Source organism: Enterobacter sp. FUJ80071 (assembly GCF_038739915.1).
GTDB lineage: Bacteria > Pseudomonadota > Gammaproteobacteria > Enterobacterales > Enterobacteriaceae > Enterobacter > Enterobacter kobei.
The window spans coordinates 1,831,113-1,843,750 of sequence record NZ_JBBXKH010000001.1 but is presented as its reverse complement, the minus strand read 5'-3'; the positions used below and the strand labels follow the sequence as shown (position 1 = coordinate 1,843,750).

Below are 12,638 nucleotides of genomic sequence, written 5' to 3'. Positions count from 1 at the left end.
GAATTTATCGATCGCTAGAAACGATCAATAAATGAATATTGATTCGTATAAACGATCTGAACAATGGGAGTTTATTTGTAAATATGGATATCCCACTAACCAATGGAATATATAGAATGAAAAAGAATTATTTATCGGTGTTACTTGGCGTGACTTTCTTGACTATATCTTCTGTATCTATTGCTTCTGAACAGGGGCAAAAATCAGATCCTGGTTATGGCAATGGCGGAACCGCGCAAAAGCGTCAGATTGATGCCTGCGTAAATGCAAATACGTCCAGTGTGACTTCTTACGACAATGGCTCTCATGTTAAGCCATGCGTAGGCGGCGCATCTTACAAGAGCCAAAAACTCCCGGACCAAAAATATAAAGCTCCTTTTAAATAAGCAAGCAAATAAGGCCCCTTCAGGGGCTTTATTTTTATGAGGAAGAAAACGAACCCGACCCTCGAGCTATCTGCAATACAGGTGAAAGAATATCTTTCCTTGAGGCATTTGTTCCTCCCGACATATCATTAACACTTATTGATGCGGTGACTACTTGCTTTGTAATTCCACTTTTCGCAAAAAATACCGGGACCGCATTAGCATTGGTGGTGTTTCTACTTGGACAAGTTACCCACTGATAATCTTTTGTTGTGCCGTCAATGGTCACAGATATCCGTGCAGTAGCATCGCCTGCTGAGACGCCATATATCATCACTACAGCCGACACTATTGCAGTCTTGGGTTTGCTTGTTCCGGTTGTATCCGTATAGGTCAGACTGGTAGTTACACCACCTGCCCCTAATTTGGATTTATCCACACCAACGCCAGCGTTAACCACATCCCCTACAAAGCTATCAGCCTCCACTGTGCCTTTGAACGAACCACTCGTTGCAGTTACCTTCCCGGTGAACTCACCGGTCGTGGCGTAAACCGTTCCTCTCACGGTTACGTTATTGAAAACGGCATAACCCGACTTGTTGATATGCCAGCCAACATTACCGGTTCCGTCCCATGTTGAGGACTGGATATAGTTACCGAGTTTAAGGTTGCCGATTGTCCCGTCACCGATGACCGTATCCCTGATAATGGTTTGGCCATTCTGGATAACGAACGGGAGCGTAACATTACCGCCTGCCTGGGTCATGACAGCAAAACGGTCAGCCAGGAAGATAACCAGCGACTGCATGCCGGATGGCGTATTCTCAACGCCGATCCCCATCCCCGCGGCGTAATACTGCCCGTTGCTGGAGACGCCAACCTTGATGTTATACATCGCGCTGAGGTCGCCGTTTACGTTCGCTATCGCCTGAGCGTTAGTTGTGATGGCTGAGGTATGCCCGTTCACCGTCGCCGTTATGCCGTTTATCTGCGTGGCCGTGGCCTGCTGGTAATCAGAGAACGTCTGATTCAGGCTATTGATGGATGCTTTGTTGCCGTTAACGTCCGTCTGCAGGCTCAGCAGCGAACGTGCCGTTGCCTCCTTCTCGTTAACGATTACCTCATCAATACGATCCAGCTGCGCGCTGTTACCGGCGACCGTTGCGGATAGCCTTTTACGTGTGGCCACCTGCGCCAGCCCGTTCTGGATAATGGCAATGGCTGAGTTCTTGACCCCGCCCGTCATGCCGTCCATAGACACACTGATGCTGTCGATTCGCTGGCCCAGCGCGGTATCAGCCGTCGCCACGGTCTGCTCAAGCTCCGAGAGCCCTCTTTCTCGATATCCTCGTCAAATGCCGCCAGCTCGTCATAACCCGCCACATCAACCGATTTTTCACGGTAGTTTTTTGCAGCTTTACCACCGAGGCACCAGAAACCGCGCCCATTCGAGAAACGTTTCATGCTCAACGTGTTGTCCCGGTGTTTTTTACCGTACCAGGGTGCCAGCGCCAATAGCGTGGGGATATCCCTGATTGTCGGTTCGACATGGGACTTCATGAAGTTCTCTGCATCACCGTCGGTAGGTAACCAGATAAGTGAGTTACGTTGTTTATGCTGGATGAAATACGCATACACCCCGAGCAGCATTTTTGAATAGCCTACACGGGCAGACTTAACGACATTAACCTCACGGATATAATCATTACCCATCGCATTCATTATCGCACGCTGAAACGGCAGCGTTTCCCAGCGCCCTTCCTGATAAGCAGACTCTTTCGGGAGGTAATAATTTTCGTCTGCCCACTCTACCGCCGTTTGCGGCTCTGGCCGGTACAGCGAACGGAGCCCCGAGCGCGCGGAGTGCTGTAGCCCCTTAACCTGACTGTTCGATATATTCACTCAGCAACCCCGGTATCATTTCATCCAGCGCAGCTGCTTTGTTCATGGCTTTTATGATGTCCTTCTTGAGGAAATCAATATGTCGATTTTCCAGTTCCGGAAAGCGCCGCTGAACCGACAGAGGTATTCCATCAAGGATACTGGCAATTTCTCCGGCTATCCGCGACAGCACGAACGTGCAGAATGCGGTCTCCACCACCTCAGCGGACTCTTTTGCATTTTTTAGTTCCTGAGCATCAGCCTGGGCTCGGGTAAGCCGATGGCGCTCATAATCAATCGTGCCAGGCTGGAGGTCTGATTCTGAATCAACTCTCAGCTGTTCAACCTCTTTGCGCAGTTTTTCGTTTTCTATCGCTGCGTCCCTGGCGGAATACCATTCAATTGCGGCGGCAGAGTCATAAAGCACTTCATTCCCTTTACCGCCACCTCGCACAACTGGCATTCCCTGATCCTGCCAGTTCTGGATCGTGCGGATGCTGACACCAAAAATCTCTGAAAGGCGTTTTTTATTGACCTCCATGACGAACTCCAGGCGAAAAACAGGGTAAGGAAACCATGCCGGGTAAAATGACTATTACCAGGCTTTAACACTTCCTTTCTTTTTGTTGGTTATACCCAGAAAATACAATGACTTATAAAGAAGAAGAACGGAAACGGCAAAATCCTGAAAATTTTTATAAATAGCGAGAACCTGCGAGGTCGCCGCCCCGTAACATGTCAGATAGCCGGAAAGGACCCGAATAATGCATACATCCGCATATATTATGGGCCCACACTCAAGCAAATAACTTGTATATGGTCGTAAAATCCCAATAGCATCTACCAAAGCAAACTATTGAAATTAACCTGTTCATCATGCTTTAAAATAAACCTATGTAATTAACACTTCCACTTAGTTCCAAACTGTTGTGTGTAGCAACTGACACATAGCCAAGAAAATAAATATCGTCGCAACTTATATGTCACCCCACTAAACCTTATCAACAAACTTACACGTTAAACACTTAATCCCTATCTAAAATCCCTTTCTTATAAGCCCTAGCAAGATAAAGTAGGTTACTTTCCTTATCATCACTATGTAAAATCTCAGCATGCTTATCACTTACTTTAATGAATCCCTTCGCAGCCTGCAGAAGCCCCAAACCTGTCACCAACGGATTTTCCGTGTCGCTAACACTAATAATCGCTCCTAAAACAATATTAACCATATCGTCAGAACCTGGCATTTCAAAACTTAAATTGTAGCGATTTAAGAACCAACCTTTATTAATTTCACTAATTCTGTTTATATCTTCCAAGGAATTACGGAAGCGTTCATAAGCTTTTTTTTGAAAAAGCGGCTCATCGGGAGCATAAGCAACATCTTGGTATAAGTCATCCAGATAATTATGGAACGCATCATAATCAACTTTATATTTATGCTTAAACTCAAGTATCTGCTCCGGATGGATATGTGGTCCGGGAACAGGAAGTGCATCAAAGAGTTCAAGTTTTAAGTTCGTATTTCTATCACTTGTCCCATTCCCCCCTATAAATTCCTCTCCTATCTGATGTAAATTCCAGTCACGCTGAGGCTCATCCTTCCTTAACTTACTAAGTATCTCAACCTGACGTTTTGGGAACTCTATCGGGTACTGATCGCTATTGAATCCGATAGACACTACTGGTCTAGACAAAAAGTCCAAACCAATCAATATATCTTCTCGGGGTAATTGAAAATATATTTCTCTTGAGCCTGGAATTACTAATCTATCCCAAAAAAGAGTGTAATAATTCAAATCTTCTTCATTCAACCCTCGCGCTGTCTGGAATCCACCAGTGGGCAAAACTTCCGTCATAACAGGTGAAGCAACAACACATCTTTCCACAATATTCCCCTTAGTAGTTTTCACTCAAAAGCTTAGGAGAAAGTAACTATCACACCTACAAAAAAAAGTAAACGAAAAATACTGTATACTTGATTTGGATTATGAAACTCTATCAGTCACGCTTGTGGCAATAATAAAAATAATCGACAACATCGGAATACCGAATAAAAAATCATCTCAAAAATGAAATCTACTAGCATTTTTCGGAACGTCTTTTTCATAAACTAGTACATAGAACAGTTTGACTGACTTTATAAAATTTATTTTTCCTAGTTAATGAGAGGCTCGAACATTTTCTATCTCTCGAATCCCTGCAAAGCGCTTGTTGCCCTTTTCGATAAGTGACAGTAATGGTTTTATCCAAAGCACTGCCTGACAATATGTCATTGGGCTGGTGGTAACGGCACGATCATCGGCTGAGTTAGGTTTGTCGGTATCGGTGTGCATGGCGCTGGCACGTAAACGGTACGCGTATTCGAGCAGCCCACCAGCAATGTCAGCAGGAACAGGCAGATCACAGGTTTTTTCACGGCGGAGAATCTCCCGGTATTCGATAACTGTTTCTTCAGTGCTGGTGTCGATCAGGGAGTTAAGCCTGATGGCATGTTCGGCAACCTGATTGAATCGATTGAAGTTGAATGCCTGGGTGGCGATCACCTGCCCCTGCATAGAATTGTCGCTTCGCAGAACGTCGTTATCGCTCTGAAGGCTACTTGCGTCGGAGCAACTCTTAACGAGAGCGACCGAAAGGACAGCAATAACAACAACGCCTATAAGACCCGGATTAATTTTCATTGGTCTAACCCCCAGCACGCCAGCGCGCTTTCCTGGTCCCGTCGCTCAACCTGACCATAGCAGCCATTCTTCTGGCCTTTGGTTAGACGGCAATCACGGCCACCGTCTTTAATCCACCAGCGGATAGCTTCACAGGCCCCTTTCCGGTCACCAGAATTGATGCGCTTATAGAACGTGGACGGGAAGCATTTACCCGGCCCGATGTTGTACGGGCAAAAAGATGCGATGCCTACCTTCTGCGGCTCTGTCAGAGGCACTTTGATATTACGATCAACCCAGGCTAATGCCTTATCGCGTTCAATAGCGTTAACCTTCCGGCATTGTTCCTCAGTGGCCGTCATGCCTTTAACAACACGCCTGCCATCGATAACGGTCACGCCGTGACATAAAGACCAGACCCCACCCGGATCAACAACGGCCACCAGCGCATTGCCTTCTTTCTCACTGATGAATTGGTCGAAAATGAGTGGAGCAGACGCACCTGATGCGATTAGCGCCAGCACTGCTGCGCTGAGCTTTGCTTTATTCGACATCATTCACCCCGGGCAGCTTTGCGGCGATCCGCTTTGATTTGGAAATAGAGATTGGTAAGAAAGGTAAGCAAACCGAACAGTAAACTACCGATCACCCCTATCGCTGCCCACTGTTCAGGTGTGTAGCCATCGAGAAGCCTTCTTACCCAGTAAATGGCACTACCTCCCGAGGCGCCGTAGGAAATGCCAGTAGTTATTTTGTCCATTCGATACATGCTCTCACCTCGCTGTACGCGGGTGCGTTTTTAGGGAATAAAAAAAGCCGCCTATTGGCAGCTTCAATGAAAAGAATAAGTGTTCAGATTGGAGATTCTAACGGGCCGGCAAGAATTTCTGCCTCGCCGTTATTGCAAATATCATCGCCAATGGTGAGATGCCAGACTCCAAAATATGTCTGGCCTGTTTCCAGGTCTTCAGTCACGCCATCACTGTAGTAGGCAACCTGAGTTTTGCCGTTATGCTGAATCCAGTAATAACCCTCTTTCATATCCACTCCCCCAACGTTTTATGGAAGTGTAGATATTTTTATGGCCGGCTGGCGTTAGATAAACTTAAAAATGAATGAAACACGACGATATGACAGGGGTATTGATGCTATGCACCTCGCGAATACCCCTGTCGTATCGCCGTAAAGCAAAAGCCCCGACTGGCGGGGCTCTCGTTATTTTTAAATTGTCGCTTAAGTTCGCTGCCATCGCGGCGCAGCTCTGCCAAGCATGAATGGATTATCTGATTTTCTGGCCCATTTTCAACATCATTCCAAATAAATAGCACTTTTTGCTAACAACCGTTTGATCATGAGTTTTCTTTCAGGCTCTTCCTCGCTGACAGAAATACCTTCGCCCTGAATATTTCGAGGCACCAGCGTACACGTTTTCGCGCCTCCCAGTCCGTTAACCACGGTGCGATCAACTGTAATTCCCGCGTAATGTCAGAGATTTTTCTGCGTGTGGTGTAGTACTGCAGGCCGACGATATAAACCGGATCATTTACATCAAGCGCCTGCAGAACTGACTGCTCGACAAAATCGACGTCATCAGCATGCATGGCTTCATCAATGATGCTTGTGGTTGGCTGTGGCCAAAGGATAGCGTGGGCACGATTAAGCGCCTGCGGTCCTCTGAATCCTTCACCCCGAGCTTGCTCGAGTGCAACTGTAAAGCGAGACAATGCCTTGTCGGACCATCGCCCGCCCTTGAGGACATCCCAGCAGGCATGTGCACGGGGTAGACGTGGAGCAGTTCCACCGCGTACACCTTCTCCCCATGTTGTAAGCAATGACTTAATCCAGGCCGCCTGAATATCGGTCAGGAGCATGCTTTTACCCAGCCAGCTTTTACGCGGCGCAGTCGCTGCTTTACCCAGCGCTTCGATATGATTACGGCGTTGACGTGGTGTCATCCTGTTCGCTCCTTACGCCAGAACGCCGAGCGCGTAGGCCCGGTCCAGCACTCTAATGATCATTTCCAGCTGCGAGCCATATTTGCGCTCGAATGCCAGGCGGTCGTGATGCAGTTCGGTATGATGTTTTCGGCAAAGTGGAATGGAGAAGATGTCGTGCGCTTTTGTTGCCATGCCACCCTGCCCCCATCCGATTAAGTGATGCGGGTCGTCTGATTGCTGCTGGCAGCATTCGCAGGGCTGTGTTTTCACCCAATTCAGATAATCGCGACTTTCCCAGCGCAGACGCTTTGGGCGCCGCATGAAAGACTGAGGCGGCGCTTGATCCACCACTACACCCACCAGCGGTTCTGTCAGAGTATCCGGCAGCTCAACAGCTGACACTAATTCCCCAAGGATGCTGGTGGCCGGAACTGCAGGCGTAATATCGCTTTCGCGACCAATCTTGCTTTCTTGAGGTAAGCGAAGCGCTTCACGAACGCATGATTCTGGAAGCGCGTCCGTAACGCCCTTACGAACTGCCCACCAGCAGAGCTCTGCAAGTGAGATCTCACGGCTTTTGTCCAGGCAAAGATAAATGCGGACAGAATCCAGAACAAAGGCAATTACGTTTATGTGTGCCAGCTCTGCCAGCGCCTCAGTATGTTGTTCCCGCAGCTGATTATCGCAATAACCACACAGTAAAATGGAACCCGGCTCATGGCGCATGATGGTTAGTTCGTGATAGTGGTAATCGCTATGAGCGTACTGGCAATTCCCGCCACCGTATTTCAGCAACCAGTAATCAAGCCCGCTTTTACCTCCAGCGGCAGTCAGAACCTTTTCATTCAAAAAGAAGCTTCGTAGCTGCTTATTATCAGCTAGTGGCTGCCGCGCATCCGAAACACGACCAGTCTGATAACCGGCCATACTTTCTGGCTGACGCTCGATCAGCACTCTTCCTGTGGTGAACAGCTCCATCAGATCTCTGCCCGGCTTCAACAGTACGACACCCAGTTCCCGTGCAAGAACTGGTTGAAGCAGCGCGCGCATCAGGCGATCTCCTTGATTATGATCTGACCCGTTTCCCCCCAGAGCTTTGTAATCCGCGCATCCCAGATATGAGCATCATCTTCATAAATTGCATCGGAAAGTGCTTTAACCAGGTTATCGAAGTCAGGTTTACTCTTGTGTGGCTTACCATCAAACTGCTGGCGCTTCTTCTTACTCCAGCTTTTTGGCATTGGAATGATGAAGGTAATGTGTGAATTAGATTCGGGCATAGTGACACCCAGGAGCCTGACATGGTCGCAGAAAGCCCGATAACGCATAACTTCCGGGCGCTTCTTCCACTTGTCTGCACGCGTCATGCGCGGCTTTCCCATAGGGAGGATGTTGTAGACTGTCACAATCACCCCCATGTCCGTGAACGCATACTTTGCTGCGTCTTAGGTGCGGATTTTTGCTGCGGTAATAATGCGCTGACTATCCAAAGACGAGGGTCAATATCGAGGCTTTTCTCAACGGGAACGCCTTTAGACTTATAGCGCACCACCAGCTCATTGGCTTCTTCGGTTGTCAGTCCGGTGTGAGTGAACCAGCTTTTCTTCATGCCGCCTCCTGCAGGAGTGACATCAAAAGAAAATTGCTGGCCCTTTGAGGGGTCAGTAAGGATTTATTCTGGTTTGGTGTTTGCGCCATGGTATCTCTCCAGTGGCGCAGCAGGTATAGGGTGTTCAGGCCTATGACGGGAGTGTAACAGAATTCTTGGAAACACGATAACCAGCCCGTTCAAGCATCTGCGTAAATAGTGTCGGTGTTCCTACTATCTCATCATCCTTTAACGGCATAAATGATACTTCATCCCCACGTCTGTACATGAGCGCGCGACCACTATCAGGAAATGAGTGCAGTCGCGCAACGATAACCCCATCGTTGCATCTGATAACCGCATAGCCCTTGTTTGGTAATTCTTCTTTTTGTTCCACCAATCTCCCCTCCAAACTGGAAAATTTCTGCATGCTGTTTCAATAAAACCAGTCGTCTGCACTTTCCCAGGTCTGCTGGAGGATTTCCTCAACCTTCTTTTTATCTTCTTTTTCGCCACCGTAAACACTTAACCCATCGGAACCTGCGCGACGCACAATCAGACAGCACTCTTCGAACTGACTCTGGAGCCGTTTTAATAATTCTCTCTCAAGTGCCGGGACTGCACCCTCCGGAAGTTCTTTAGTACGATCAATGGTTAAATCAACTTTCATAAACGCCTCCACCGCAAAGTCTGTATATTTATACAGTACACTTATGGAGAAGTTTGATCAACGGCTTAACAGCACGAATTGTTAAACAAACGAGTAGAGACTACATCACCCTTGGGACTCCGCAAGAGTAAAAATTCTTTCAAGATGGTGATAATCTCCATGCTTCTGGCAAGTGATAAGTGGCATAATCCATTTACGGAATTATTGTGTAAGGAAAGAAATACATGGATATTTGGGATACAAATAAATTGGTCATTTTCATAGCCTTCGTTATTCCGGGTTTTCTAAGTATGAAGCTGTACAGTGTACTACATCCCAATGTTCAACTTGATACGTCTAAGACAGTTATTGAGGTTGTAACATATAGCTGCATCAATTATGCAATATGGCTAATACCTATATATTTATTTGAAAAATCGCAATATGGTGCCACTCATTTAATCACATACATGCTTTTCTATTTGTGTGTTCTCTTTGTTAGCCCTATCATCTTGACTTTATTATTTGTATGGATGCGATCGTGGAAGTGGCTATGTAATTTGCTTCCACATCCTACAGGGCGGGCTTGGGATTATTATTTCGGGCTAAGAATGTCATCATGGGTTATAGTTACTCTTAAAGATGGAAATAAAATAGCTGGCAAATATTCTGCTGACTCATTTTCATCAAGTTCTCCTAATCCAGAGCAGCTATACCTTGAAGAAAATTGGGTGATCAACGCAGATGGGGGGTTTGAAAGGGCAAGAACAGATACGCTTGGCATTTTGATTCTTTCAAAAGATATTGAGCACATTGAATTTTTCAGATTCACTAACCCTAGTGAAAATAGTCAAGAAGGAGATAATAGTGAGTGAAACTAAGAAACCTATAGCTCAAGATGGTTATCAGCCTAACAATAAAGGCTACCAACCAAAACAAGATGTAAATAGTGGATACAAACCGCTTAAGCAGACATCACAACCAGCCCCTCCACCGAAGAAACCTTGAACTATCATATTTAAAAAAGGAAATCACATGACAAATAACGGAAAATTCAAAAATGAAGGTTACCGTCCGAAAGAAAATGACTACGGTTACCAACCTAAATCTCAGCCTATTAACGAAGGTTACAAGCCACCTAAGCAAGTTACGCAACCAGCGCCACCACCTAAGAAGCCATAACTGCCAAGCCCCTTTTGGGGCTTTTTATCTTCTGGGGTTGGTAACAGCAAACAATGAGATGTTTGCTTTAGGAACTTTTTTCATCATGCGAGTGAAACAGATGTCTGAAATACTTCCTGCTTTGAATTTCTCTTGACTTGAATTACGATTTGATTTATCAATTATCACAAAAATTCAACATTATATTCCTGTTCGAAGAGACAAACATGAGCAAATATCATAACGATCAACCCATTTATGGCGGAATTGATGATCCCGACCTTCTAAATAGACTCAGTTTTGCAAACGGACTAGCAAATGTACTTCTACTTAATTGTGAAGATGAATGTCTTACTGTCTCATTAGAGGGTGAATGGGGAAATGGCAAAACATCAGTAATAAATTTAATTAAAGGTGCCTTACAGGAAAAGGAGACTTACCCCGCTATCATTGAATATAACCCTTGGTTAGCGGGCAATCCCGAATCTTTAATACAAGATTTTCTGGTCAGCTTCTCAGCACAGTTAAACCTTAAGGATAAAACATCCTTAGCACTTAAAGTCTCGAAAGAGTTGGTAAAATATGCAAGTTTATTTAATATTGCAAAACTTGTCCCTGGAACTGAACCATGGGCATCTATCCTAGAAAAAGTATTTTCAAAATTTTCAAGCGCTACAAAAAAAACCGAAGACTTAAAAGAGTTAGATCTTTTAAGTAAAAAAAATAAAGTATCTAAAGAAATACAAAAACTTCCTTATCCAATCATAATAATTATCGATGACATTGATAGATTAACACCGACTGAGACATTTCAGGTATTACGATTGGTTAAAGCAGTAGCGGACTTCCCTGGCACTTCATTCCTGCTTGCATTTGATCCCAATTATCTAACTGAAGTACTTAAAAAAAATGGCATAGAAAACTCCGCACAATACATCAATAAGATTGTGCAGTTACGGGTACCACTTCCAGTTATTTCAGAGAGTAGTATAACCGAGCTTGCAGAAATTGAATTCTCTAACCTTAGCGAAAATAAACTCACAGAAAATTTTGAAAATGTTCAAGAGCGCTTAAGTTGGATATTTCACAATTACTTCAAACACTTAATTAAGAACCCAAGGGAAATAAAAAAACTTTTTAACCATTTGAGATTTATTTTAGCACAAGTAGAAGGTCAGGTATGTTTTTCAGATCTGTTTGCTTTATCATTAATAGCAATAAAATCAAACAGCCTATATGAACACATAAAAAACAATCCTGAAGCATATATTGGAAAGAGATTTACCAATGATGGACTTTTGTTAGAAAAGCCGGAAGAAATCGTCAAAACATTCGATAATGAAAGAAATCATCATCTTCAAATTTTCAATGATAAAGATCGGAGATTAATGATTAATCTTCTAGGTGAAGTGTTCCCTTTGCTTGCCTCTGGAGGCTACTCGCATTATGGGGTTACAAACCCTGATTATGCAGGAAGAGTGTCTGCGCCTCAACGCTTACATGTTGCTTTTCATTATGAAACTCCTATTGGATATTTATCAGATCAGGACATCATTAAATTTATTCGAGGTGAAATATCTAGATCTGAGTTCCTAATTGACGTTGAATCAAGCAACTCTGAAGATCGTTTTTTTGAAATGATGACTAACTATTCCAACATTATCGATGATGATGCCTTTGATATTTTGAAATGTATATATGATAAATTTCTATTCTCAGAAAAACTTATCATATCACAGGAGTCTAATTACGGATTTCTATCTTCAGATTTATATCGAAAAATGAATTGGCTGACAAATAAAGTCATTTCAGAAAGTACCAACAAAAACGAACTAATCAAAAGCATAATATCTAGAAAAGAAAATACCCCTCTGGGGGCTGATGTATTATACAAAGTTAGACGTCAACTCAACGGTACTGATGAAAGTAATCCATGGATCACTCAAGAGTTACTTGATAAATTAGAAATAACATATCAACATAACGCTCTTGACGCACTTACAACAAAAAGATTTATTAAAAACCATCTTGAATCGCATATATTTTTGGAGTTAAGGAGATCATCTAAACATTTGGCAGCTCAATTTATAGATAATTTAATAAATAAAAAAAATGGAATTATTAGAATTGCTGAGGTACTTAAGCGTGCAGGCAGTGATTCAGTTAACGGGCCTTATGCGCAAATTGATGAAAGCAATTTCGGTGATATTATCGATTTAGAAAAACTAAAAAATAAGGTTGGGTTGTTAGATATTACCGATTATAGTTACCCAGTACAGGCTGCACTAAAGAACATTCTTGATGGGGGTAAATATTATCTTCGTGATGCTACAAAGTCTGATAACTGGTAACGATGAGCACTAATGGCATATTGGGATATGCTAAAAATATTTC

At 44.2% G+C, this 12,638-nt stretch carries 17 protein-coding genes and 2 pseudogenes; 5 read left to right on the top strand and 14 right to left on the bottom strand.

Annotated features, from left to right (window positions below; translation table 11 throughout):
• The first annotated feature begins 116 nt into the window (after positions 1-116).
• Positions 117-386, top strand: a complete 270-nt coding sequence (locus AAER43_RS08850) for a hypothetical protein (protein WP_127353130.1) — start codon at positions 117-119, stop codon at positions 384-386.
• 34 nt (positions 387-420) lie between these two features.
• Here AAER43_RS08850 and AAER43_RS08845 read toward each other — a convergent pair.
• The 14 genes and pseudogenes from AAER43_RS08845 to AAER43_RS08780 form a co-directional block, all read right to left on the bottom strand.
• A pseudogene (locus tag AAER43_RS08845) lies at positions 421-1,695 on the bottom strand (DUF1983 domain-containing protein); the annotation flags it as partial.
• Positions 1,692-2,267: pseudogene (locus tag AAER43_RS08840) on the bottom strand (phage terminase large subunit family protein); the annotation flags it as partial. The pseudogenes AAER43_RS08840 and AAER43_RS08845, both read right to left, overlap by 4 nt.
• Positions 2,242-2,787 (bottom strand): terminase small subunit, encoded by a 546-nt coding sequence (locus AAER43_RS08835; protein WP_050863247.1) that lies wholly within the window; start codon positions 2,785-2,787, stop codon positions 2,242-2,244. The pseudogene AAER43_RS08840 and the gene AAER43_RS08835, both read right to left, overlap by 26 nt.
• 484 nt (positions 2,788-3,271) lie before the next feature.
• Positions 3,272-4,135, bottom strand: coding sequence for a DUF6236 family protein (locus tag AAER43_RS08830; protein ID WP_128450465.1), 864 nt, complete (start codon positions 4,133-4,135; stop codon positions 3,272-3,274).
• Positions 4,136-4,408: 273 nt separating this feature from the next.
• Entirely contained in the window at positions 4,409-4,930 is a 522-nt protein-coding gene (locus tag AAER43_RS08825) for a hypothetical protein (RefSeq protein ID WP_057058045.1), read from the bottom strand.
• Positions 4,927-5,463: a lysozyme gene (locus AAER43_RS08820; protein WP_050863251.1), complete on the bottom strand. Its 537-nt coding sequence runs from the start codon at positions 5,461-5,463 to the stop codon at positions 4,927-4,929. The genes AAER43_RS08825 and AAER43_RS08820 overlap by 4 nt, the downstream gene beginning before the upstream one ends.
• On the bottom strand, positions 5,463-5,678 hold the full coding sequence (locus tag AAER43_RS08815) for a class II holin family protein (RefSeq protein ID WP_032634292.1): 216 nt from the start codon (positions 5,676-5,678) through the stop codon (positions 5,463-5,465). Before AAER43_RS08815 ends, AAER43_RS08820 begins: the two co-directional genes overlap by 1 nt.
• A gap of 83 nt (positions 5,679-5,761) precedes the next feature.
• Complete coding sequence (locus tag AAER43_RS08810) at positions 5,762-5,950, bottom strand: hypothetical protein (protein WP_050863252.1); 189 nt, start codon at positions 5,948-5,950, stop codon at positions 5,762-5,764.
• Between the two features lie 308 nt (positions 5,951-6,258).
• Positions 6,259-6,864, bottom strand: coding sequence for a hypothetical protein (locus AAER43_RS08805; protein ID WP_050863253.1), 606 nt, complete (start codon positions 6,862-6,864; stop codon positions 6,259-6,261).
• Positions 6,865-6,876: 12 nt separating this feature from the next.
• The gene (locus AAER43_RS08800) at positions 6,877-7,896 is read right to left on the bottom strand and encodes a DUF968 domain-containing protein (RefSeq protein ID WP_231070134.1); all 1,020 of its coding nucleotides are present in this window, start codon (positions 7,894-7,896) and stop codon (positions 6,877-6,879) included.
• A complete protein-coding gene (locus tag AAER43_RS08795; protein ID WP_050863254.1) occupies positions 7,896-8,264 on the bottom strand; it encodes a RusA family crossover junction endodeoxyribonuclease in 369 nt (122 codons plus the stop codon). The genes AAER43_RS08800 and AAER43_RS08795 overlap by 1 nt, the downstream gene beginning before the upstream one ends.
• On the bottom strand, positions 8,255-8,455 hold the full coding sequence (locus AAER43_RS08790; RefSeq protein WP_050863255.1) for a hypothetical protein: 201 nt from the start codon (positions 8,453-8,455) through the stop codon (positions 8,255-8,257). Before AAER43_RS08790 ends, AAER43_RS08795 begins: the two co-directional genes overlap by 10 nt.
• Before the next feature lie 130 nt (positions 8,456-8,585).
• Positions 8,586-8,864 (bottom strand): hypothetical protein, encoded by a 279-nt coding sequence (locus tag AAER43_RS08785; RefSeq protein WP_071978108.1) that lies wholly within the window; start codon positions 8,862-8,864, stop codon positions 8,586-8,588.
• 6 nt (positions 8,865-8,870) lie between these two features.
• A complete protein-coding gene (locus AAER43_RS08780; protein ID WP_050863256.1) occupies positions 8,871-9,104 on the bottom strand; it encodes a DinI-like family protein in 234 nt (77 codons plus the stop codon).
• Positions 9,105-9,328: 224 nt separating this feature from the next.
• Between AAER43_RS08780 and AAER43_RS08775 the strand changes: the two genes are divergently transcribed.
• The 4 genes from AAER43_RS08775 (at position 9,329) to AAER43_RS08760 (ending at position 12,595) form a co-directional block, all read left to right on the top strand.
• The gene (locus AAER43_RS08775) at positions 9,329-9,958 is read left to right on the top strand and encodes a DUF6338 family protein (protein ID WP_048962517.1); all 630 of its coding nucleotides are present in this window, start codon (positions 9,329-9,331) and stop codon (positions 9,956-9,958) included.
• Positions 9,951-10,091 carry a hypothetical protein gene (locus AAER43_RS08770; protein ID WP_157845155.1) on the top strand — a complete coding sequence of 47 codons (141 nt, stop codon included), beginning with the start codon at positions 9,951-9,953 and terminating at the stop codon, positions 10,089-10,091. Before AAER43_RS08775 ends, AAER43_RS08770 begins: the two co-directional genes overlap by 8 nt.
• A gap of 27 nt (positions 10,092-10,118) precedes the next feature.
• Positions 10,119-10,265 carry a hypothetical protein gene (locus AAER43_RS08765; protein ID WP_157845156.1) on the top strand — a complete coding sequence of 49 codons (147 nt, stop codon included), beginning with the start codon at positions 10,119-10,121 and terminating at the stop codon, positions 10,263-10,265.
• Between the two features lie 206 nt (positions 10,266-10,471).
• Complete coding sequence (locus AAER43_RS08760) at positions 10,472-12,595, top strand: P-loop NTPase fold protein (protein WP_231070133.1); 2,124 nt, start codon at positions 10,472-10,474, stop codon at positions 12,593-12,595.
• Positions 12,596-12,638 lie beyond the last annotated feature (43 nt).

Bases quoted from the DNA above. Each gene is read 5' to 3' on its own strand.
- AAER43_RS08850 (WP_127353130.1), top strand. From the start codon at position 117: ATGAAAAAGAATTATTTATCGGTGTTACTTGGCGTGACTTTCTTGACT.
- AAER43_RS08835 (WP_050863247.1), bottom strand. From the start codon at position 2,787: ATGGAGGTCAATAAAAAACGCCTTTCAGAGATTTTTGGTGTCAGCATC.
- AAER43_RS08825 (WP_057058045.1), bottom strand. From the start codon at position 4,930: ATGAAAATTAATCCGGGTCTTATAGGCGTTGTTGTTATTGCTGTCCTT.
- AAER43_RS08820 (WP_050863251.1), bottom strand. From the start codon at position 5,463: ATGTCGAATAAAGCAAAGCTCAGCGCAGCAGTGCTGGCGCTAATCGCA.
- AAER43_RS08815 (WP_032634292.1), bottom strand. From the start codon at position 5,678: ATGTATCGAATGGACAAAATAACTACTGGCATTTCCTACGGCGCCTCG.
- AAER43_RS08810 (WP_050863252.1), bottom strand. From the start codon at position 5,950: ATGAAAGAGGGTTATTACTGGATTCAGCATAACGGCAAAACTCAGGTT.
- AAER43_RS08805 (WP_050863253.1), bottom strand. From the start codon at position 6,864: ATGACACCACGTCAACGCCGTAATCATATCGAAGCGCTGGGTAAAGCA.
- AAER43_RS08800 (WP_231070134.1), bottom strand. From the start codon at position 7,896: ATGCGCGCGCTGCTTCAACCAGTTCTTGCACGGGAACTGGGTGTCGTA.
- AAER43_RS08795 (WP_050863254.1), bottom strand. From the start codon at position 8,264: ATGGGGGTGATTGTGACAGTCTACAACATCCTCCCTATGGGAAAGCCG.
- AAER43_RS08790 (WP_050863255.1), bottom strand. From the start codon at position 8,455: ATGAAGAAAAGCTGGTTCACTCACACCGGACTGACAACCGAAGAAGCC.
- AAER43_RS08785 (WP_071978108.1), bottom strand. From the start codon at position 8,864: ATGCAGAAATTTTCCAGTTTGGAGGGGAGATTGGTGGAACAAAAAGAA.
- AAER43_RS08780 (WP_050863256.1), bottom strand. From the start codon at position 9,104: ATGAAAGTTGATTTAACCATTGATCGTACTAAAGAACTTCCGGAGGGT.
- AAER43_RS08775 (WP_048962517.1), top strand. From the start codon at position 9,329: ATGGATATTTGGGATACAAATAAATTGGTCATTTTCATAGCCTTCGTT.
- AAER43_RS08765 (WP_157845156.1), top strand. From the start codon at position 10,119: ATGACAAATAACGGAAAATTCAAAAATGAAGGTTACCGTCCGAAAGAA.
- AAER43_RS08760 (WP_231070133.1), top strand. From the start codon at position 10,472: ATGAGCAAATATCATAACGATCAACCCATTTATGGCGGAATTGATGAT.